General features: G+C 41.3%; 17 protein-coding genes and 1 pseudogene. 9 read left to right on the plus strand and 9 right to left on the minus strand.

Features of this window, described 5'->3' with window-relative positions:
• The first annotated feature begins 106 nt into the window (after positions 1-106).
• Complete coding sequence (gene murI, locus V7K25_RS17325; protein ID WP_335159775.1) at positions 107-973, plus strand: glutamate racemase; 867 nt, start codon at positions 107-109, stop codon at positions 971-973.
• A gap of 89 nt (positions 974-1,062) precedes the next feature.
• Here murI and V7K25_RS17330 read toward each other — a convergent pair whose 3' ends face one another.
• Positions 1,063-1,260 (minus strand): hypothetical protein, encoded by a 198-nt coding sequence (locus tag V7K25_RS17330; RefSeq protein ID WP_335159776.1) that lies wholly within the window; start codon positions 1,258-1,260, stop codon positions 1,063-1,065.
• Positions 1,261-2,207: 947 nt separating this feature from the next.
• Between V7K25_RS17330 and sds the strand changes: the two genes are divergently transcribed.
• Positions 2,208-3,179 (plus strand): solanesyl diphosphate synthase, encoded by a 972-nt coding sequence (gene sds, locus V7K25_RS17335; protein WP_152588303.1) that lies wholly within the window; start codon positions 2,208-2,210, stop codon positions 3,177-3,179.
• A gap of 304 nt (positions 3,180-3,483) precedes the next feature.
• Here sds and V7K25_RS17340 read toward each other — a convergent pair whose 3' ends face one another.
• Complete coding sequence (locus V7K25_RS17340) at positions 3,484-3,957, minus strand: hypothetical protein (RefSeq protein WP_335159843.1); 474 nt, start codon at positions 3,955-3,957, stop codon at positions 3,484-3,486.
• A gap of 204 nt (positions 3,958-4,161) precedes the next feature.
• Between V7K25_RS17340 and hetZ the strand changes: the two genes are divergently transcribed.
• From hetZ to V7K25_RS17355, 3 genes are all read left to right on the plus strand, one after another.
• Positions 4,162-5,367, plus strand: a complete 1,206-nt coding sequence (gene hetZ / locus V7K25_RS17345; protein ID WP_229554061.1) for a heterocyst differentiation protein HetZ — start codon at positions 4,162-4,164, stop codon at positions 5,365-5,367.
• A complete protein-coding gene (locus V7K25_RS17350) occupies positions 5,360-6,334 on the plus strand; it encodes a PatU (protein WP_335159777.1) in 975 nt (324 codons plus the stop codon). Before hetZ ends, V7K25_RS17350 begins: the two co-directional genes overlap by 8 nt.
• Before the next feature lie 911 nt (positions 6,335-7,245).
• Positions 7,246-9,546, plus strand: coding sequence for a transglutaminase TgpA family protein (locus V7K25_RS17355; protein WP_335159844.1), 2,301 nt, complete (start codon positions 7,246-7,248; stop codon positions 9,544-9,546).
• Positions 9,547-9,666: 120 nt separating this feature from the next.
• Here the strand turns inward: V7K25_RS17355 and V7K25_RS17360 are convergent, their stop codons facing one another.
• On the minus strand, positions 9,667-10,347 hold the full coding sequence (locus tag V7K25_RS17360; RefSeq protein WP_335159778.1) for a uracil-DNA glycosylase: 681 nt from the start codon (positions 10,345-10,347) through the stop codon (positions 9,667-9,669).
• 192 nt (positions 10,348-10,539) lie between these two features.
• Here V7K25_RS17360 and V7K25_RS17365 point away from each other — a divergent pair, with 192 nt between their 5' ends.
• Positions 10,540-11,220 carry a phosphoribosyltransferase gene (locus V7K25_RS17365; protein ID WP_335159779.1) on the plus strand — a complete coding sequence of 227 codons (681 nt, stop codon included), beginning with the start codon at positions 10,540-10,542 and terminating at the stop codon, positions 11,218-11,220.
• A 171-nt stretch (positions 11,221-11,391) separates the two neighbouring features.
• On the opposite strand, the pseudogene V7K25_RS17370 reads toward V7K25_RS17365, so the two are convergent.
• The 3 genes and pseudogenes from V7K25_RS17370 to V7K25_RS17380 form a co-directional block, all read right to left on the minus strand.
• Positions 11,392-12,493: pseudogene (locus V7K25_RS17370) on the minus strand (tetratricopeptide repeat protein).
• Between the two features lie 301 nt (positions 12,494-12,794).
• Positions 12,795-13,637: a cyanophycinase gene (locus tag V7K25_RS17375; RefSeq protein ID WP_335159781.1), complete on the minus strand. Its 843-nt coding sequence runs from the start codon at positions 13,635-13,637 to the stop codon at positions 12,795-12,797.
• A 357-nt stretch (positions 13,638-13,994) separates the two neighbouring features.
• On the minus strand, positions 13,995-14,198 hold the full coding sequence (locus V7K25_RS17380) for a hypothetical protein (RefSeq protein ID WP_229483945.1): 204 nt from the start codon (positions 14,196-14,198) through the stop codon (positions 13,995-13,997).
• Between the two features lie 318 nt (positions 14,199-14,516).
• Here V7K25_RS17380 and V7K25_RS17385 point away from each other — a divergent pair, with 318 nt between their 5' ends.
• Positions 14,517-16,427: an acetate--CoA ligase family protein gene (locus V7K25_RS17385; RefSeq protein WP_335159782.1), complete on the plus strand. Its 1,911-nt coding sequence runs from the start codon at positions 14,517-14,519 to the stop codon at positions 16,425-16,427.
• A gap of 207 nt (positions 16,428-16,634) precedes the next feature.
• On the opposite strand, the gene V7K25_RS17390 is transcribed toward V7K25_RS17385, so the two are convergent.
• On the minus strand, positions 16,635-18,254 hold the full coding sequence (locus tag V7K25_RS17390) for a tetratricopeptide repeat protein (protein WP_335159783.1): 1,620 nt from the start codon (positions 18,252-18,254) through the stop codon (positions 16,635-16,637).
• 263 nt (positions 18,255-18,517) lie between these two features.
• Here V7K25_RS17390 and V7K25_RS17395 point away from each other — a divergent pair, with 263 nt between their 5' ends.
• Together V7K25_RS17395 and V7K25_RS17400 are read left to right on the plus strand one after the other, a co-directional pair.
• Positions 18,518-18,760: an endonuclease domain-containing protein gene (locus tag V7K25_RS17395; RefSeq protein ID WP_335159784.1), complete on the plus strand. Its 243-nt coding sequence runs from the start codon at positions 18,518-18,520 to the stop codon at positions 18,758-18,760.
• Between the two features lie 58 nt (positions 18,761-18,818).
• Positions 18,819-18,995, plus strand: coding sequence for a DUF559 domain-containing protein (locus V7K25_RS17400; protein WP_335159785.1), 177 nt, complete (start codon positions 18,819-18,821; stop codon positions 18,993-18,995).
• A 332-nt stretch (positions 18,996-19,327) separates the two neighbouring features.
• Here the strand turns inward: V7K25_RS17400 and V7K25_RS17405 are convergent, their stop codons facing one another.
• Positions 19,328-19,612 (minus strand): DUF4058 family protein, encoded by a 285-nt coding sequence (locus tag V7K25_RS17405; protein WP_335159786.1) that lies wholly within the window; start codon positions 19,610-19,612, stop codon positions 19,328-19,330.
• 28 nt (positions 19,613-19,640) lie between these two features.
• Complete coding sequence (locus V7K25_RS17410; protein WP_335159787.1) at positions 19,641-21,149, minus strand: UbiD family decarboxylase; 1,509 nt, start codon at positions 21,147-21,149, stop codon at positions 19,641-19,643.
• Positions 21,150-21,297 lie beyond the last annotated feature (148 nt).

Genomic DNA, 21,297 nt, shown 5'->3' on the forward strand with positions numbered 1-21,297 from the left:
AAGGTGGTATTTAGACTTTTTTGGCATCCAGAATTTAGTAGTCAATTTGTAGATTGTCTGCTAAATTCTGTATTTTAAATCCCAAAACCTAAATTTATATTTGCCCGTGTATTCATCTTCGATCTTTGAAGCGAATCTTGACAATTTTTCTGATCAAGAACCCCAACGTGCCCCAATTGGCATCTTTGACAGTGGTGTGGGTGGGTTGACAGTACTGCGACAACTATATCGGCAACTCCCCAATGAATCAATTATTTACTTTGGGGATACAGCTCGACTCCCTTACGGAATTCGTTCCCAAGCAGAAATTTTACAATTCACGCGTGAAATTATTACCTGGCTACAACAGCAGCAGGTAAAAATGGTAATTATGGCTTGTAACACCAGTTCTGCCCTAGCCTTAGAAACCGTGCGTCAGGAATTCAACATCCCCATTTTAGGAGTAATCCTACCGGGTGCAAAAGCTGCGGTGCAACAAGGAAAGCGGATTGGTGTAATTGCCACTCCCGCTACAGCTAAAAGTAATGCTTATAAGCACGCAATAATCGAAATTGCTCCTGAAGTTCAAGTTTGGCAAGTTGGATGTCCAGAGTTTGTGCCACTCATCGAGCAAAACCGGATTCATGACCCCTACACTGCAGAAGTAGCACGAGCCTACCTAGAGCCTTTACTAAAGCAGGAAATTGACACCTTAGTTCACGGTTGTACTCATTATCCCCACCTTACACCAGTATTGCGATCGCTCCTCCCCTCCCATGTCCAACTGATTGACCCAGCTGTTCATGTCGTAGCAGCTTGTGCCCAAGAGTTAGACTTACTAGGCTTAAAAAATACCCACCTCCCAGTGCCAACTCGCTTCGCAGTTAGTGGTTGTCCGAAACAGTTTTCCCAGTCAGGAGTGCAGTGGTTAGGCTATACCCCAATGGTTGAAGAGGTTTGCTTCACTGATACCGCTATTTCCCAACTCCATTGAAGGGGGCAGGGAGCAAGGGGAATTTTTCCCCTCAGCAAGAATCAGCACCCCGCCCCTGGAGCCTTTTTTCAATGCCCCATGCCCAATCCCTACTGACTATTAACTGCTTCAGTCACCTTTGTCCTTACTGATATCTCCTGCTTGTGTTTTCCTTCGGTAGATGAAGGAAAACTTGTCGGAACAGTCTTTGTACCCGTTCGCTTTGCCAGTGCTAACAACAGGTAGACTGTGAACAAATATCCAGACGCTAAAATAAAAATCATCATAGGTATACTTCCGTGAATCATTGTTCTACTAGCACCTTTCTAAATAAATATAAAATTCCATAAAATTAGTAGAACCTCAGCCAAGCAAGTGCATCTTGATGGCTGTAGCTTCATAATGGTAAAATTACCTATAGAGATAAAATTCTCTACAGAGAAATAATTTATTCGCTAATACGACTTCTTGCAGACCATAGATCCCACAGCAGTTAGATTGCTTTTTAGCAATCTAAAACTATGATTCTTTGCGGTCTACTTGATCTGCTTTATTTTTGATCACATTGCTGTGAAAGGAGCAATGCTTGCGCTCAACGTGCGCTGAAGACGTGTAGCGGCTTCCCATAGGGATATCGCATAGCTCCAAACCAGGAGTTTCGCGGATCGTAGAAAAAATGAAAGGAATTATTTCCTTAATTTTAAACTACGACTAATTATTTTAGACCTACATCACCGAGTCAGTAAAATCAACTACTAGGTGATTTACTTTCGGGTGTGAATATCTGAAAAATTTAAAATTCCTATACTTTAGCGTAACACAACGACCTTAAATTTTGAGCCGATCCGACTGCTAAATTTGAAATTTTTTGAGTAGCTACACTTCAGTCCTGAATAAATTTAGTCTGACTCGTTGGTGACTTATTTAAATTGAATCCATTTTGTCAATAGGCAATATTGCTTAATTTATGTTTTGAACTGGGGCGGGAAAGGTGTACCGAGAAACTACTTGATATAATTTAAGCTGATATTTATTCCCATCTACTTATAACTCGTGTTTGAAGTTATTTTTAAACCTGAGTTATCAAAAATCAGGCATAATTGCTTATTGACAAATACACTATTAACCTTAAGTATCACCTATAGACTCATGAAAATGGGATTACCTTATGAAAACTTTGCGCTGGCACAGGGTTATCTTAAAATGAGTGTAGGATATGTAAACTTTCGTAACCTAAGTCAGAGTTCGCCCATCCATGACCCCAGCCACCTCCCTGTTTACCCCTGTGGAAGCAGACCTGCGACTACTAGCAGATAACCTAAAACAGCTAGTTGGAAATCGCCACCCCATTCTGTTTGCAGCAGCCGAACATTTATTCGGTGCTGGGGGAAAGCGTATCAGACCAGCAATTGTCCTGCTAATATCGCGGGCAACAATGTTAGAACAAGACATCACACCACGTCATCGCCGCCTAGCTGAGATTACAGAAATGATTCACACAGCTAGCTTAGTACATGACGATGTGGTAGATGAATCAGACGTGAGGCGAGGCGTTCCTACCGTTCATAGTTTGTTCGGTAATCGCATTGCCATATTAGCAGGGGATTTTCTTTTTGCCCAATCGTCCTGGTATTTAGCAAACTTGGACAATTTGGAGGTAGTAAAACTCCTCTCAGAAGTCATTATGGATCTGGCTACTGGGGAGATTCAGCAGGGACTAAATCGTTTTGATACTAGCATCTCTATTGAAACTTACCTCCAGAAGAGTTATTACAAAACAGCTTCGTTAATCGCCAACAGTTCTAAAGCTGCTGGGTTACTCAGTGAAGTTTCGCGAGAAACTGTTGAGCATCTATATAGCTACGGGCGTCATTTTGGTATAGCATTTCAAATTGTTGACGACATTCTAGATTTCACCAGTACAACAGATACCTTGGGTAAACCAGTGGGGTCGGATCTTAAAAGTGGTAATCTGACTGCACCCGTTTTATTTGCTTTAGCCCAAAAACCATCTTTGGAAGTGCTAATTGAGCGAGAGTTTGCTCAAGAGGGGGATTTAGAGCAAGCACTAGCACTAATTCAAGATAGTCAAGGCATACAGCAGGCGCGAGAGTTAGCTGCTCACCATGCGAAGCTAGCAATTGAACATCTTGCAGTTCTCCCACCTTCAGAATCCCACCAGGCATTGATTAACATAGCTGAGTACACACTGAGCCGCCTTTATTAAATCATTTACCAGTTAACAGGTATTTTAGGGGACTTGAGACCCTAAGCGAAACCTTTCACCTGTTCTTAGGTGGAGAAATTTTGCTTAATGGTCAGCTAAATTTAGAAAAATGTTCACTGATAACTGTTTGTTAAGCAATTTTAGATTAGACGAAAAATTAAACCGATCGCTTGCTTCTTTAAAGAACTAGAAGTTTAGTAAGTGGCATTAATTTATTTTTCATCAAAAACTTTTTCAAACAAATTTGAGATTTAAAATTTTGGATGTGGGATTGTATCTAAAAAATCCCACATCCAAGTTTTTTCTATGCAATATCAGGGGGTATCTGTTTAGGTGATCGCTGCTGTCGTAAGTGTTTCTGCATGAGTTTTTCTAGTTCAGTTCGTCGAATTTCAACGGTATGGGTGGTCTTACCCGGCGTCTCCAAAAAAACGATACTATCTACGGGTTCCAATGCCACCAATTGGAACAAAATATGGGTGACAGGGATAATTTTAGCTAGCATTTGAGGGTCAAGCCCAGCAGGGGAAATTAGAGAGACATCCTGTATGGTAGGAAAAGCGTAAACAACGCGCTTTTCCAGTCCTGGATTAGTAAGATTGCTCAATGTAGTTAAAACCCAGCTTTCCTCCGAATTTTGGAGAATATAGTACTGGGAGTGACGTAATTTTTGAGCGATCGTTCTAAGGGCAGGAGCAATTGCTGCAATCAAATTTGGTGTCATACCATCGCGGGGTGCATTGTCAATCAGCAATTGAATTTGTGCTTCTAAATCCATAATGACTTGTATACGGCTTCTGGGTAATGGTAATAACATCTATCAAAATGTGAACAATCCCATCGAAGTTGGGAATAATAAAATCAGCCATATTCTCAATATAGGATTGGTCTGCGTTTAGCTTATACGTAAAACCGAAAAAGCCAATACCCACAGTCGTACAGGTTGTATTTAAATACTTAGGGTCTTTTGAAAACCGAGACTATGAATTCAGCCGCAACCGCAACTATTCCATCTGCAAATATTCTGGGAGAAAATTCTAAAGGCGTGGAGGTGATCTTTCAACTCCTGTCCAGGGAGTTTCAACAATCAACCAAAGCTTCGGAACAGAATTGCCACGATGTAGCAAGACGTATTACCACCGAAGTCTATCGGATTTGCCAGGAAAGCAAACGTATCCAAGCTTCTGGATCTGTAGAAAGCTCGGCGATGACCCTAGCTCGGCATCGGCTACAACAGTGTCTTAGGTACTATCAGTTGGGTTCAAATCGGGGCAGGGTAGAATTACACAGTACATTGAGTGCAATTATTTATCGATACATTAACCCGCCTCAGAAGCAATTGAGTTATCAAGGGCGACTGACTATAATTGAAGATTTCTTACAGAGTTTTTATCTGGAGGCATTGAACGCTTTCCGGCGAGAAAATCAACTTGGTGCTACTTATCGCCCTCAGACGCTTCTAGAATTGTCCGAATACATGGCATTTACCGAGCGCTACGGCAAGCGACGCATTCCCTTACCAGGCCGTCAGCAACAGCTAATTATCTTACGGGCGCAAACTTTTTCTCAACAGCAGCCCCCAGAAACCAGTGTAGATATAGAACAAGCCGCAGAAGGCAGCAATAATGAAGGCGATGGTTGTTGGGAAGAACCAGCAGTGCATCAATTACGCTCGACAATGGCAACGCAAGCCGAACCCGAACCTGAAGAAGATACCTTGCGTTCGGTTGTAGTTACAGAATTAATGAATTATCTCGAAGAACGGCAACAATCTGACTGTGCTGATTACTTTTCTCTCCGCCTCCAGGATTTATCAGCACAGGAAATTGAGTCAATTTTAGGTTTAACCCCTCGTCAGAGAGATTACTTACAACAGCGCTTCAAGTACCATTTGATTCGGTTTGCCTTGTTACATCGTTGGGAATTAGTTCACGAGTGGCTAGAAGCTTCTTTACACACCAATTTGGGCTTAACTCCCCAACAATGGCAAGTATACACAGCACAACTGGACAATAAGCAACGATCTTTACTAGAGTTGAAGCAACAAGGACAAGCCGATGAAAAAATCGCAAAAACTTTAGGGCTGTCAATGGCACAACTTCAAAAACGATGGTTTAAGATTCTTGAGCAAGCTTGGGAAATTCGTAACTCATTAGTGTCCGGATCAGGTGCATCTACTCATGAATAGTGACTCAGAATCCTTACAATCTCAGTGTCTCGGTTGGTTATTGACAGATGATGTCAAAAATAACAACCAATCTGTGGAATGTCAGGAAAATGACGGGGTAAAAAACCTCCACAATGAAGCCACTGCTTCAAAAAGCAGTGAGCCAAAATTGGGAGGAACGCCCCAGACCTTTCAATTGGGAGAAATTCCTACTGTGCAAGATCGTTTCCAAGCTGTCCTTAAGCATCGCTTACAAATCCAAGCCCAAGACCACCCACCTTTATTTCCTTGGGAAACACAATTAATCGACTATCCCGATTGTGTTGATGAGCCGTCAATGACGCTCGTTCCTACCTGGGGATGGATGGTACAACAATCGAAGCTAAACCTACCGCGTCCTTTACCGGAGAGAGTTTTTCAGCAATTGCTGGAAAAATGTCAATCAATGGTGACATCTTCGGTGCCTCTGGGAGCAAAATTAGTTCAAGTGGTGGAGAACTTTTTTCCCAACGAGTCTCAAGCACTAAATGATATCGCGGGATTGGTGCTAAGAAGCACTTATAGGTCTGTAAGTACTTTGGATATGCCCAATATTCAGAGCGATTATTCAGATTTACAACCGCGTCAACAAATGGCTTTGTCGTTGCTGGCAGCTAAACAACTGCTGGAAAATCTGACTCTACCACTTTCAGCAGCTAGTCCAGTGGTGGAAAGACAATGGCTAACCACTGTCGGTAATTTGAATATCAAAGTAGAGTATCAGTCTGTAGGTAAACTTACGAAGTTACTTGTTGAGGCTGAGTTACCTGTTAAAGGAACTTTGACACTTCGCACAAGTGGAACTTTAGCAATGGCAACATCTTCAACTCCGGGATACTTAAGTGTAGAGTTAGGCTGCGAGCAACTTAACCCAACTTATACACTGGAAGTTGAGTTTCCAGAAGTAGACGAACAGTCGCTTTTGTTTGTGATTAATCCCACTGTGTAACCTTAATTGCCACCGCTAGTACGTAATGCTGAATATCTTAAGGTAACTATTGCCTAGCTGTTGCCTTGGGGCTTTTTCTGTCTCTAGATACTACTAGCAACAGGGTGCTTACTTATACTTAAAGCGTGGTTATAACTAACCAGGGGGAGTAGACTTACCTTCTACCCCATAAGTGATTTTTTGTGGGTACTCGTCAGTCCACTCTGTTATTAGCAAAGCCTGGGGAATGAGTTAGTTTCTTGTGTTGTGCTGATTTCAACTCGCCTGTATTTTGCCAAGCCACCAATTTTTCACAACGAATTTATTCGGTTGGGTTGTTTTTTTATACAAAATTATGTTCAGGCTTGGCGTTACAGTTCGCGGTAGCGTTAGATAGTAATGCGCTTGGGTTAAGTCTATTTTTTTGACGTAGACGCGGAGCGGCTTGCCGCAAGCTGCCGCAGAGGCGCAGAGAACGCAGAGAGAAGAAAGAAATACTTTAGGACTTACGCACTGTACAAATTAAGTAGAGACGCGAAATATTGCTTCTCTATCAAGCATTTTGGGCTAGTAGTCTGTCAAATTCATTTTGACGGTTAAAGAGACGCGATAAATCGCTGTCTCTACAGGAAATTTATCCATCAATTATTTATTGACAGACTACTAGTGCTTTAAATCTTTCTTTGTGAGAAATCCAAGATAGATGCTTAATGGGCTTCCAAATAAAAAATACTCAACTACTTCTTGTGGGGTGGGCGTCTCCTGCCCATAGGCAAACACATCACAAGATTAATTTATTTCTTGGAAGTCCCTATAGACAGGATAAGAAAGCTTCCTGTAACGGGAATACTTAAAGTAGGGCGAACAGTTTCGTCCTCAGCATTGTTTCCGTGGCATTTATACTTAGACTCGAAATGCTCAACTTATCCAGGATGAATCGGTTTTGGCGTGTCCCTGTAGGTAATTTCTGGGGGCAAAATCCGCAGCGATCGCCTTTAATAGAAGTAGAAGATTCAATTTCCTTGCGGGTGCTGGTGCTAGCGTTGGTTGTTTTGGGAATTGTGGCAACGGATATCGCCGCCGAAACTTCATTCAGTTTTTGGGCGTTACCCTTGAGTTTATTGGGTGCGATTTGGAGTTACTATCGTCGCCGCGATCGCAATATTGCAGTTAAGTTTTGTATCGCCATCGGAATGTTAGTGGCACTGGGTGCTTTCTTTGGGCGATTAGTGGGAGAGTTGAATGATACACGGTTGGGTTTGGCAGAGTTATTAATTCAACTCCAGGTGTTACATAGCTTTGATACACCCCGTCGGAAAAATTTGGGCTATTCGATTGTTATAGGACTGATTTTATTAGGTGTGGCGGCAACGTTAAGCCAGACTTTAGCATTTGCACCTGTGCTGCTGTTATTTTTAGCGATCGCTCTCCCAACTTTAGTATTAGATTATCGCTCCCGCTTGGGTTTACAGCCATTAAAAACTCAAAATGAAAAATTCAATCAGAAGAATTCCTCAACTCTTAATTTTAAATTTTTAATTCTAAATTTCTTCCTAATTGTCGGTCTGGGACTGGCAATTTTTGCTGTTTTACCCAGATTTCCTGGCTATCAGTTACGGAACTTTCCTGTAAGTTCTGCGATTCCAATAAAAGGTAATTTCACCGGACGTAGTATCATTAATCCCGGTTATGTCCGCCAAGGTAAAGGTGATAATCAAGGCAGTGGTACGGGACAAAATCAAAATGGTCAACCAGGCAAAGTAGATAATAACTTTTATTACGGTTTTAATAGCCAAATTAACCAAAATCTGCGGGGCGAGATGAAACCTCAAATTGTGATGCGGGTGCGATCGCAAGCTGAGGGTTTTTGGCGAGTTCTAGGATTTGACCGTTACACGGGTAAGGGATGGGAAGTTTCTCGTAATGAAGATGTTACAACCATCAAGCGATCGCCTTGGTCTTACCAAATTTTTCTGAATCGACCTCTAATTACTGGTAAAACCCAAGAGATAGTACAAACTTATACAGTGGTAGCGGATTTGCCTAACCTAATTCCGGCGATGGCTTATCCTAAAGAGATTTACTTTCCCACACCAATGATCGCTGTTGATAAGGAAGACGGATTGCGATCGCCTGTGGAATTATCAGAAGGACTCACCTACACAGTAGTGTCTGAAGTACCATACCGCGATCGCACTAAATTAGGTGAAGCTTCTACTAAATATCCACAAGATATTAAAAAGCATTATCTGCAAATTCCTCCCGAAATTGCCGAAAAAGTCCGGCAACGTACCGAAGAAATTCTCGCTAACTACAATCAAGAAGGGGTAACAAAGTCTTCTAAAAGCCTAAATTCAGCGTATGAAAAGGCTCTCTACTTAGCTCAATATTTAAAGCAACGTTACTCTCTTCCCCAAAATCCCTTAGATTTGCCTTATTTGGGAGAAAAAGATGACTTAGTAGAAGCTTTTTTATTCAAATATAAAGGCGGTTATCCAGACCACTTCTCAACAGTTCTGACGGTAATGTTGCGTTCCATTGGCATCCCAGCACGGTTGGTAGCAGGGTTTAGTGCAGGAGAATTTAATCCATTTACAGGGCTATATGTTGTCCGTAATACTGATGCTTATGCGATGACGGAAGTATATTTTCCTAAATATGGGTGGTTTGCCTTTGACCCGATTCCCAATCATCCCCTCATACCTCCATCAGTGGAAGATACTCAAACTTTTAGTGTGTTGCGTCAGTTGTGGCATTGGGTTGCTGGATGGTTGCCTTCTCCAGTGACAGGTTTGTTGAATAATGTATTTGAGACAATATTTAAGTGGGTGATTAGAGCGATCGCTTGGTTTTTAGCTTTATTCTCTCAAGGTTGGTTTGGCGTATTGACTGGCTTAATCTTGGCAACTACAGCAGCTTTCTTCGGTTGGCTGGGTTGGAGTCAGTGGCGAAAGTGGCGTAACCGTCGATGGTTAAACAAATTGCCAGCAATGGAGAGCCTTTATCAACAAATGCTGCAATGGACAACTCAAAAAGGTTTAGGCAAACATCCAGCCCAAACACCTTTAGAGTATGCCAAAGGATCATATCAGCATCATGCCCCAGCAACTGCTGAGGTAATAGATGAGATTAGCCAAGCCTATGTTAGTTGGCGTTATGGTGGTCATACTCCTAACTTGAAGCGACTGCGAGAAAGATGGCAAAAATTGAAAAAGACTGCTAAGGACTTGTAAAATCTTTCTTTCTCTCTTTGGTTCCTCTGCGTTTGGAGTGGTTAATAAGTAATTTATTGAACCGCAGAGGCACAGAGAACACAGAGATCAGATATTGGAGAGGAATTGGTTTTCGAGAGGTTAATCATTATTTTGGATTTCATCTAACTTGGCACGCACTGCCTGGATATCCTGCCACATCAACCATTTCGGCGCACCTCTTTCTTTAGAAGGATTACGCAGCAAGTAGGAAGGATGAAAAATTGGCATACATAAACGTCCTTCCCACTCTAGCCACTGTCCGCGAATTTTCGTAATTCCCCGCTTATCGCCTGTGATGCCTTTGACAGCAGTTGCACCTGTTAACAGGATTATTTTGGGGTCAACTAGGCGAATTTGTTCTAGTAAATAGGGTAGACAAGCCGCCACTTCTGTTGGAGTAGGAACTCTATTATCTGGTGGGCGACATTTATTGATATTGGCAATGTATACATCATCCTCAGTAGTCAGATTCACGGATGCGAGAATTTTCTCTAGCAACTGCCCTGATCTGCCTACAAATGGTAAACCGGTTTCGTCCTCATTTTGACCAGGCGCTTCCCCTATAACCATAATTGGGGCTTTGAGATTACCGCGTCCGACAACAGCATGAGTCCGAGTGTCTCCCAATGCACAACGGTGGCAGCTATTGCAATGCTGTGCCAACTCAGTTATGTCAGAATAAGTTCCCGGAGCGATCGCAATTTTAGCGTCTGTGGGAATCAGTTCTCGTTGGTTAAGGGTTGAGTCGTCGAAGAGGCTGAGTTGGGTTTCGCTGCTCATGAAAATTAGAATTTTGGCATCAGCACCATCTGTCTTATCTGAGTTAAATACTGCTCTGGTTTGAGATTTATCAGAATCAATAGACTTTTGCTGAATACTTAATTATTTATACAAATCTTATTGTATCAGTTAATTTGAGACAAAATTCAGTCATGATAAAAGCAGTACCGTCCTAAGATGTTGGGGGAAACCATGTCACATACCCCGCTTTTCGCCGATCGCACCGATGCAGGTGAGGAATTGGCGCGAGTGATTCATCATGTTTTGACTCAGCAAACTATTGATTCTGGGGTAAAGCCTGTACCAATTGTTTATGCTTTGCCAAGAGGGGGTGTACCAGTAGCGGCACCAATAGCACGTCTTTTGGATTGTCCGTTGACAATTGTTGTGGCGAAAAAGATTAGTCATCCAGAAAACCCAGAGTTAGCAATTGGTGCAGTGACTACTTTTGGAAATGTTCTTTGGACTGATAAAAAGCTATTTCACCTTAAACATGATGCGCGGTGGCGAGAAGTAGCTTTAAATAAAGCGATAAACCTTGCTAAGTCTCTTGAGGCTTTATTAATTCCTGCTTGTCCGCAGGTGAATGTAGAGAATGCTACGCTCATCTTAGTTGATGATGGCATTGCTACAGGTATGACAATAGCGGTAGCGGCAACTGCTCTCAAAACGCTTTCTCCAGCAGCAGTTTGGCTATGTACGCCAGTAGCGCCACAAACATTACTACCCTGGTTAGAACAGTGGGGCGATCGCACCATTATCTTGCAAACACCGGAACCCTTTTTGAGTGTAAGTAATTTTTACACCGAATTTCCCCAAGTAGATATATTAGAAGTTCTCGCGGATCTCCAGCAACAAAAGACAATGGGATAAATTGACCTATGCGAGTAATTTTATATTATTAACTCTTGATTATTTCTTTCCCTCTCCTGTTTTTTAACGATTTTTGGGCGTTTTTGTCAAGAGAGCTAGGCATTAACAGGTTTTATGGCTTTTTCTAAATCCCCATTACGAATTACGTAGCTTGCTCACCAAAGGCGAGTATTACAAATTATTTGAAGATGTTCCTTGCTGGTATTGCATAGCTTTGGCATAATCACCCAAGGCGTAGCAAGCAGCTTTCAGACGATCAAGAGCTTCTTCTTCACTGCGCCGATCTTTGATACTTCTAGCTAACAGCAAACGTTCTTCATAATACTTAATGGCTTTGTTATAGTCACCCAAAGCTTCACAAGCAACTCCTAAGTTACCTAAAGACTGTTCCTCGCTACGCTTGTCTTGAATTTCTCTAGCTAATTGCAACCGTTCTTCATAATACTTGATGGCTTTAGCATAATCACCTAAGGCATAACAAGCATTCCCTAAATTCTTTAGCACCTGAGAAGCACTGCGAACATGTTTTAAGGAGCGTGCTAGTATTACACACTGCTCATAATAGGCGATCGCTTTTGGGTAATTGTCCAAAGCATACCAAGCATTACCCAAATTCTTGAGTACCTGTTCTTCGCCCCAGTTATCTTTGAGTTCCCGGACAATTTCTAGGCTTTGCTGCTGATACTCAATTGCCTGCATAAAGTTACCGGAAGCTTTATATACCAATCCTAAATTATTCAGTGCTGCTACTTGACTACGTTTGTCTTGCAGGTGTTGCGTTATTTTTAAACACTTTTCCAAAAATTCAATAGCCTTGTTATAGTCATTTAGATGACGGTATGCATTCCCTAAATGGGAAAGTGCTTGCATTTGCACTACAAAATCTGAGGAGTTCTTGGCCAAAGATAAACACTGTTCGGAGTAAGAGATAGCACCTTTGTAGTCTCCAGCTGTGTAAGTTACCAATCCTAAAAAAGAAAGTGCCTGTGCCTGTTTTTGCAAATCCCCAACGGACTGAAACAGCGCCAAGGATTGTTGTAAGGACTTCAAAGCCCCTATTAATTCACCAGCTTGCTGTTGTTGAATTCCTTGCCTTAGTAGCTTGGATGCTTTCGATATGTCGTCACTTTCCTCTATAGGTAGTATTTCTGCTTGTGAACCAGAGTCAAATTCATGGGTAATTGTATTACGCTTCACTGATTTTAAGTATGTTATAGGTAATTGCAGGGGAACTGTATTTTTATAATTTGTTATTCCATTCGCCTTTAGACATCAGGCCTTTCCTGTTAACTCTGATGCTAAATTTAGTGTTCCCAAAACCACAAGGTATCTTTCATCAGGATGCATTTGTGGAGTATGTAAATTAATATAAAGTATAAATCAATACTTTTTATTATGATTAAGACTGCGATCGCTTATTAATAATAAATCCCCCCTTTCCTCATGAAAATGCGGGGCTATGTCCGCTCTTTCTAAGAGTACTTGGGAGGATATTCAAGAAATAAATGTCACTAATCTACAAGTATTAACTATCGACTCAATTTAAACACACCTGGTAAAAGTTAGGTATTGATTCAACCAACAGCTACAGGCATATTTGCCACAGAGCCATTATTTAGGATAGGCTGGCGGGTTTTCAAGTCAAATTTGAAGCCATGTGGCAAAATATGAAGCTTTGCCCCGCAAATCGCCAAAGACTCATCTTTCAAAATTTCGCTCATATTGTTGTATGTAGCCTCTGATTCATCAACGATCGTAACCGCACCTTGACCAATAATTTCAATTTGGTTATCTGTCACGACCATAGCGGTATTCTCGTCAATACCAAATCCCAAAACAGCAGGCTGTAGTATCAAAGCTGAAATTAAGCGTCCCAAGCGTCCACGCTGGGAAAAATGTTGGTCAATTACGACTCCTGGGAGAAAACCAAGACCGGGGCCCATTTCAACAGTTTCAATCCGAGGATGTGTTTCTGAGTCGCCTTCCACAATCATTACGTCTGGCATCACGGCAGCTCCGGCGCTTGTGCCTCCAACAACAACACCTTCAGAGAACCGTTGATGAATCGCCGTATCTATTTCGGTGTCCTTGAGGATACTGGTGATGCGAGCTTGATCTCCCCCAGTAAAAAATATCCCAGTTGCTTTATTAATTGCTTCCAATGCAGTAGATGAGGATGCATCTTCACGGCTTTCTGTATCAATAATGCGAGCATTTTCGGCTCCCAGTCGCTCAAATACTCTAATATAATTTTCTCCTACTTCTCTAGGTAATTCTGTCGCCGCCGTCATAATTACAATATACGCCTTTGTACCCCCAGCGCGTCGCACAAAGTCCCGGAGAATTTGGCAATCCCCTTCCTTGTCTTCGGCTCCCCCAATAATTACCAGTTGCCCTTTAAAATTAGTTTGTACCATGATGTCCCCTGATTTGAGTTAATAAATTTTACTAAACCATGACAATTCCAACTATCAAATCATCCCTTTGGTAGATCACCTGATAGAAGGTAGTATGGATATTCGCGTAGCGTCTCGTCGTAGAGAAGCCGCTTGTCCTTAGACATCGCAGCAAACCAAAAGCTTCTTGCCAAAAATTACATAAGAAAATAGCTATCCTGATTAACGTTCGTTGACTTAATAAAACCCACAGCAACAACTGCCTCTAGAGTGATTTTCTAGAGGCGTTGCTAATTGCCGATTGGAAATTTATCGTGCAATTTTAAAAAATTGGTATTAACTCTCGCTGGATGCAATTAGATATCTAAATGGTAAGTCTTAATGAATGCGACTTCTGTAAAGCAAGTTAGTTAAGAAAAAACGTGCTTGTTCTAATGGCAGATGCCTGGGTTTGCCTTGGTAGACAATTTGATACTCATTCATATCCGGGCCATCACCATGCCCAGAGATCAGCTTTTGGTGAAAAGCTTCCTCAGCAAGTTCTCGAATCTCGTCTCTTAGAGCAGCTTGTGTGCTATTCATACTTTGCTGTCTTTTGAATACCGCATATTTATTTATACAATTATTGGCTGGGTGTTGCACCTTTCAAAGGTTATATATTTGACTATTCATAAGGATGAATTGACTGTAATTTTTTCTTTGCTGAGGTAGGGGGATTTAATTATGCCTTGAGATAGTTGAAAATGCTTACTAATAGGTTTAGTGTAGGTTCTGATTAGATCAATGGCTATTGCCATCACTCTCAAAAATTAATGTGAATCAATTTACAATCAATTAAGTCTGAGTAACCAGAACTCAGCATTTAAATTTCAGGGTGTTTTAGCCAAAGGTTCGTAATCAATGGTTCTACAAAAAAGCAGTGATTTAGTCCGCATTAATGCTAGAAGAACGGATGTATTCGATATTTTCAACTTCAAGCATTATCTTGGGCCGAACCCCTATTTAGATATAGGGGCGTTAGTATTTGACTTCGCTCTAGTTGACTCTAGAGAGCCTTTGCCCATTGAAGATTATATTGCAAAGATTAGCGATCGCTATCCCCATCTGGGCAGCCAAAGCTACGAATCTTATGCTCATCTATTTGGCCAAGTTGTGTCCGAAGTCGGAAAATTGGATATGGATTTGCACCTTAACCGTTGGAGTGTCAAACCATATCCAGATTTTGTGCGGATTAGCGTTCAATCACTACATGAACGCACAACTAGAGAGGTAGCTTATTTTGTTTGGGATTGGTTTGAAGCTATTACCCAAGATGAAGACTTTACCTTTGATGAACAGTTGGTAAGGCTGCAAAATAAATTCCGCGCCTCTGTCTATGGTGGCCCCACAGTTTACGCCCTATTGCGAACAGCCTACGAAAAAGGTATTCCCGCCTTTTATTTGTGGGAAGAAGGATTAATGCAATACGGCTTAGGAAAAAAACATGTCCGGGGGGTAGCAACTACATTTAATTGTGATAGTCATCTAGATTCGGAGTTTACCACCCGCAAAGACGACTGTAAAGCATTTTTAAAAACATTGGGTTTCCCAGTGCCTGAAGGCGATATCGTCTTTTCTGAAAAGGAAGCCTTAGCGGCGGCAAGACAAATTGGCTACCCAGTCGCAGTTAAGCCAGTGGTAGGCCACAAAGGAATTGGCGTTACGGCTGACGTGCAGGACTCAAAAGAGTTGGAAGCTGCTTATAATAGGGCACTGGCAGCGATTCCCGAAGATCAGCTAACTCGGATAATTGTTGAGAAAAGTATTTCCGGATCAGATTTTCGCTTGTTGTGTGTCAATGGCAGGTTTGTCGCCGCCACAGAACGCCGTCCAGCATCGGTTGTTGGTGATGGCTATTTAACGCTTGCAGAATTAATCCGCCTAGAGAACCGGAAACCTGCACGTTTAGACACGCCTACCTCGCCGATGAGTAAAATTCAGATAGATGACGCGATGGAACTCTACCTAGAGGAACAGCGTTTATCATTGGACAGCGTAATTGAGAAGGGGCGTACTGTTTACCTACGTAAAGTTGCTAATCTTTCAGCCGGCGGTATGAGCATTGATGCAACCAAGACAGTTCATGATGACAATATTATCTTGGCGCAAGATATTGCCCAACACTTCCAGTTGACTTGCCTTGGTATTGATGTCATTACGAAAAGTCTCTCAGAATCTTGGAAATCGAGTAACTTTGCTATCTTGGAAATCAACGCTGCACCAGGTGTTTTGATGCATCTTAAACCTTCTGAAGGTGAAAGCGTTGATGTGCCTTCTCATATCTTAGAAACCTTTTTTGAGTCGGGTACAGATGCCAGGATACCAATTATTACCTTTAATAAAATCTCAGTTGAAGAACTGCAAGCAACAATTGACCATATCCTTTTGCAAAACCCCAACTGGACAATAGGTGCTGTTTGTCGTGATGCAGTTTTTGTAAATCGCTCGAAAAAAGTATTAAGCAAAAATTACAACAGCAACGTCCAAACTTTGCTGCGTCATCCAAAAGTTGATTTGCTCATTGCCGAATATGCGGAAGATATTCTAGATGAAGAGGGTATGTTTTACCGCAGTAGTAATATGGTAGTTTTGGATAATCCCACCGAAACTGAAATGATGTTGGTACGGGATGTGTTTGATGGTTCGACTGTAGTAATTAGAAAAGGCAACGACATTTCTATCCGTCGCAAAGGATTGATTGAAGATTATACTTTGGGTGAAGATGAACCATTTACGCGGGTTTATTTGAAAGAGACTGGAGCAATTTTTTAGTGTAATTTATTACTAGCCTTGGCGATTATCAATCGCCGCTACACATTAAACCCAAATAACCCCACCCCGCCAAAGCTACGCTTTGTCTCCCCTCCCCGCAATCGGGGAGGGAATTAAGGGTTGGGGTGCAATCACTATGGGAATCATAATTAATTATGCGGACATGATAATACTAAAATTTGCTACTTATCCAAAATTATCGATTTTCTAGAAGTTTAAAATATCTAATGATTCTTCTATTTCTAAATCTAATATTATTTCTCGTGTATCTTTGAGCGATTCTAGCTTACCTTCTTGACGATACATGTCTGCCGCTTTTTGAAAATCTTCAATTGCTCCCTGTTTATCTTCTATTTTTAAGCGGATATTGCCACGGTTGTAATAAGCATCTGCATAATTGGAATGAATCTGGATTGCTTGAGTATAATCTTCAATTGCTCTTTCAAAATCTCCTAAATCTGAACGAGCATTACCACGGTTGTAATAAGCATCTGCATAATTAGGATTAATCTGTATTGCCTGAGTATAATCTTCAATTGCTCCTTCAAAATCTCCTAAATCTGAACGAGCATTACCACGTTTTTTATAAGCTATAGCATCTTTAGGATTAATTTTAATTGCTTGGGGAAATCCTGGTTGAGAGCCTAATAAATAACGAGCAATCCCACGGTTTTTATAAGCATCAGCATAATTGGGGTTAATTTTAATAGCCTGAGTATAATCTTCAATTGCTCCTTGATTATCTCCAACATGAGAACGAGCTTCAGCCCGGTTTTTATAAGCTACGGCAACATTAGGATTAATTCTGATAGCCTGAGTATAATCATTAATTGCTTCTTCTAACCGCCCCAGTTGAGACAGAGCTAAACCTCGCTTATTGTAAGATTTAGCATCATGAAGATTTATCTGAATCGCTTGAGAATAATCTGCGATCGCAGCTTCATAATCTCCTATTTGATAGTGAGCTAAACCTCGTTTATAATATAAATCAACATCACTAGATTTAACTTGTAAGGCTTGATTATAGTTAGCGATCGCATTTGAATATTCTCCTTTCTCAAAAGATTCATCACCTAATCTTACATAAAGTATATTTAAATTTTCATCACTATATTCTGGTTTAAAATAAGATTTACTTAACTGATTAATAGTTGGCTTAGATACAATTTCTTGCTTTGGCAGATATTTGTAAATTGGTAGTTGTTGCCTAGAATAATTATTTATAGAAGATTGTAACTGTTCTAGATAACACCATAAACCACCACCATACAGTAATTGTTCAATCCCAAATGATATTTTACCAGTCTTCAACTTGATCATCCGGGTTGGGAGAAAGCCAGCCAAAAAAAGGTGATATTCAGATTGTGCTTCACTTACATCTTCTTGAATCAAAATGCAAACTACAACTGCATTTTTTTCAACCTCTTCAGAACTAATTGACCATCTAACTCTATCAATACTACCGTGACGAGATTTCACTTCGATACCAATAGATGGGTCAGAAGTCAAGGTAAAATCTATATTGCCATCGCCGCCGAATCGCTTTTCATAATCGACTTCGGTAATAAAATCAGCTAAACGTTCTTTGACAACTTCCTCACCCAACTTCCCTTTAAGATAGCTAAGAAAAACATCACGGACTGGCGAAACACGCTTATATTTCTCAGCCATCAGCCAGCAAAATTCCCGTAGTGCCTTTAATCTCTCTCCAGAGATTATAGTTAATTCACTATATTGACCTTCTGTTTCACAATGAAGCAGAGAACCAGATGTTAACCTTTTAATAAAATCAGACTGTAGCGATCGCAGTAGTGTAATCCAGTCCATTTATGTTTCTGCGAATCTTTTGATGAGATTATTCTATTAAAATATCCAGTTGGCGTAAACCTTTAAATTAGCTTTTTAGGCGCAGCCATGTCTGATTATGCCAGAGTTTTGAAGAGTTGGGAGAGTGCGATCGCTCTTAATAATACATGAAATATTAATTAGCTAACCACCAAAATCGCAAATGACCGAAAATCACAACCCCAATCCAAAGTCTCTCACCGACTCCAATCCACCCTCATCGCTTGCGGGGAGGGGGTTAGGGGGTGGGGTTCCGGGATACCCTTGGCAAACCCCCACACGAACTTTGGAAAAAACTTAAGCCATTAGTGCGACAGATGCGTTGTGAACCAACTCTAGCAGAAAAGCTACTTTGGCAGAAGTTGAGACACAAGCAACTTTTGGGTTTCAAGTTCCGCCGTCAGCAAACAATTGACCGTTTCATAGTCGATTTTTACTGTAATGAAGCGCGGTTAGTGGTGGAAGTGGATGGCGAAATTCACGACTAAGCTAAAAATCTTTTAATTTGCATCCTCAAAAAAATGAATCTCTTGTGGGGTGGGCATCTTGCCCGCCCTAGTTGTGCAAATTAAATGCGCGACAGCTTACACGCAAAAAGAAGATGCGATACGTCAAGAATTTTTAGAAAGTTTGGGGTTGCAAGTTGTGCGATTTAGAAATGAGGATGTTCTGGAGAGGATGGAGGGGGTGTTGCAGGATATTAGTGCTTGGTTGCAGAGATAGAATCCCACCCCCAACCCCCTCCCCGCAAACGAGGAGGGGGCTAACTATGTGGTTTTTGATGAGGAGGTGCGATTGCAGTAGTGTAATCCAGTCCATTTATATTTCTGCAAATCTTTTGATGAGATTATTCCATTAAAATATCTATTCAGCGTAAACCTTTTAATTAGCTTGGGCGATATTCCCAAAAGTTGCGTTACATTTTGTAATTAATCTAAAACTTAACTTAATATTTCATTAATTTTTTTAATCTGATTATGCTCTTTATTATTTGGTACTTGTCTTCATCACCTTTTTGCTTACAAAGTTCTCTAGCTTTACCTGAACCCTTTCTCTCACAACAGTGAATCCACGCAAGCTGCATCAGCTTCTGACAATGCTGGTACTACCTTTTTGCTATAATCTACCACCAAATCATAGCCGTAAATCTCATATACCTTATTTAACAATGTCTGCAAATCTATAACTGGTTCCATATCTCCAAAACACAAAGGTATGGGAAAAAGTGGAATTACATCTGGTAAATTAAAAGCATATAAGTCAGCATAAGGACGGCGATCGCTACAACAAACTAAAATTCGATTTGACTGATAAAAATCAGTTAAGCTGATAGCCAGCATAGATTTTTACCAGTTTTTATCTAATACATTACCTCATATCGTAGCCAAATAAATTTGGGTCTACTTCTCCTAACTGCAACTCTGCCAAACCATACTCTGCCCATCGCCTCTCTACCATCGCCGCCACATCTGGATCCGATTCCAAAGGCGAACCCCATTCATGGTCTGTTTCCGGGGGAATCTTTGTAGTCGCATCAATTCCCATGCGTCCACCTAAGCCAATCTTTTCACTGGCAAAATCCAACGTATCAAAAGGTGTATTCGGCAGAATAAACACATCCCGCACTGGGTCAACTTTAGAACTAATCGCCCACACAACTTGACGCGGATCGCGAATATTTATGTCTTTATCTACAACAATTACAAATTTTGTATATGTAAATTGTGGTAAAGCACTCCAAAACGCTAAAGCTGCCCGTCGTGCTTGTCCCGGATATGCTTTATCTATGGAAATAATCGCCGCTTTGTAACTCAAAGCTTCCATTGGGAGGAAGAAATCAACAATTTCTGATACTTGTTGCCGCAGAATGGGAGTATAAATGCGATTAAGTGCGATCGCCATCATCGCTTCTTCTTTAGGTGGACGACCGCTAAATGTTGTTAAGTAAATCGGATTTTTCCGGTGCGTCATACACTCAAAGCGGATTAACGGCGAATCTTCTACACCGCCGTAATAACCCATGTGGTCGCCAAAAGGCCCATCTGGTAAAACTTCTCCTGGTGTAATTGTCCCTTCCAAAACAAATTCTGAATCTGCGGGAACTTCTAAATCTACAGTTTTACACTTCGCCAACTGCACGCCAGAACCGCCGTACAGTCCAGCAAACAGCCATTCTGATAAATCTACAGGGATGGGTGTAGCTGCTGCCATGATAATTAGAGGATCTACACCAAGTGCGATCGCAACTTCTAATTTTTTCCCACGTTCGGCCGCTTTTCGCAAATGCCTCGCCCCACCCCGCACCGATAACCAGTGAACCGTCATCGTATTCTGAGATTGCAGTTGCAAACGATACACACCTACATTTGGTGTACCCGTCTCACAATCTTTGGTAATTACCAGCCCTAGCGTGATAATCTTGCCAGCATCACCATTATAAGGACGTATCAAAGGTAACTTATTTAAATTTAAATCATTACCTTGAAGCACAACTTGCTGACAAGCAGGAAAAAAATCACGTCCTGGTTTCGCCTTCACCACATCAAACAGCACTTTGCCAAAATCTATCGCTTGGGAAATCTTCTTCGGCGGTTTTGGCTGTTGCAGCATACTTAGTTTTTTCCCCAGAGTTTCCAACTCCTCTGGATGCTGCATATTCATCGCCCAGCAAATCCTTTCTACAGTTCCCATCAAATTCACCGCCACAGGGAAGGAAGCGCCTTTGACGTTTTCAAACAACAACCCTGGCCCACCTTTTTGCAGCATCCGGTTGGAAATCTCAGCAATTTCTAAATCTGGGTCAACTAAAGCTGAAATTCGCCGTAATTGCCCCTTATCTTCTAAAATTTTAATGAATCCCCGCAAGTCTCTCGCCATTGTTCTAATAAAGCTGATTATTTAAGAAGTGTGAAGCGCTTTCTTATATTATGGGGCATTGGGCATTGGAAAGAGGCAAAGGGGCAGGGAGGAGGGAGCAGAGGTAGAAACGAGGTAATTTTTTATTCTCCTCCTTGTTGCTTTCTGC

This window comes from Nostoc sp. (genome assembly GCF_036919495.1).
Taxonomy (GTDB): domain Bacteria; phylum Cyanobacteriota; class Cyanobacteriia; order Cyanobacteriales; family Nostocaceae; genus Nostoc.

What these genes read in the sequence shown, in the direction of transcription:
- V7K25_RS17330 (WP_335159776.1), bottom strand. Translation starts at nt 1,260, where the DNA reads ATGATTCACGGAAGTATACCTATGATGATTTTTATTTTAGCGTCTGGA.
- sds (WP_152588303.1), top strand. Translation starts at nt 2,208, where the DNA reads ATGACCCCAGCCACCTCCCTGTTTACCCCTGTGGAAGCAGACCTGCGA.
- V7K25_RS17340 (WP_335159843.1), bottom strand. Translation starts at nt 3,957, where the DNA reads ATGGATTTAGAAGCACAAATTCAATTGCTGATTGACAATGCACCCCGC.
- hetZ (WP_229554061.1), top strand. Translation starts at nt 4,162, where the DNA reads ATGAATTCAGCCGCAACCGCAACTATTCCATCTGCAAATATTCTGGGA.
- V7K25_RS17350 (WP_335159777.1), top strand. Translation starts at nt 5,360, where the DNA reads ATGAATAGTGACTCAGAATCCTTACAATCTCAGTGTCTCGGTTGGTTA.
- V7K25_RS17355 (WP_335159844.1), top strand. Translation starts at nt 7,246, where the DNA reads ATGAATCGGTTTTGGCGTGTCCCTGTAGGTAATTTCTGGGGGCAAAAT.
- V7K25_RS17360 (WP_335159778.1), bottom strand. Translation starts at nt 10,347, where the DNA reads ATGAGCAGCGAAACCCAACTCAGCCTCTTCGACGACTCAACCCTTAAC.
- V7K25_RS17365 (WP_335159779.1), top strand. Translation starts at nt 10,540, where the DNA reads ATGTCACATACCCCGCTTTTCGCCGATCGCACCGATGCAGGTGAGGAA.
- V7K25_RS17375 (WP_335159781.1), bottom strand. Translation starts at nt 13,637, where the DNA reads ATGGTACAAACTAATTTTAAAGGGCAACTGGTAATTATTGGGGGAGCC.
- V7K25_RS17380 (WP_229483945.1), bottom strand. Translation starts at nt 14,198, where the DNA reads ATGAATAGCACACAAGCTGCTCTAAGAGACGAGATTCGAGAACTTGCT.
- V7K25_RS17385 (WP_335159782.1), top strand. Translation starts at nt 14,517, where the DNA reads ATGGTTCTACAAAAAAGCAGTGATTTAGTCCGCATTAATGCTAGAAGA.
- V7K25_RS17390 (WP_335159783.1), bottom strand. Translation starts at nt 18,254, where the DNA reads ATGGACTGGATTACACTACTGCGATCGCTACAGTCTGATTTTATTAAA.
- V7K25_RS17405 (WP_335159786.1), bottom strand. Translation starts at nt 19,612, where the DNA reads ATGCTGGCTATCAGCTTAACTGATTTTTATCAGTCAAATCGAATTTTA.
- V7K25_RS17410 (WP_335159787.1), bottom strand. Translation starts at nt 21,149, where the DNA reads ATGGCGAGAGACTTGCGGGGATTCATTAAAATTTTAGAAGATAAGGGG.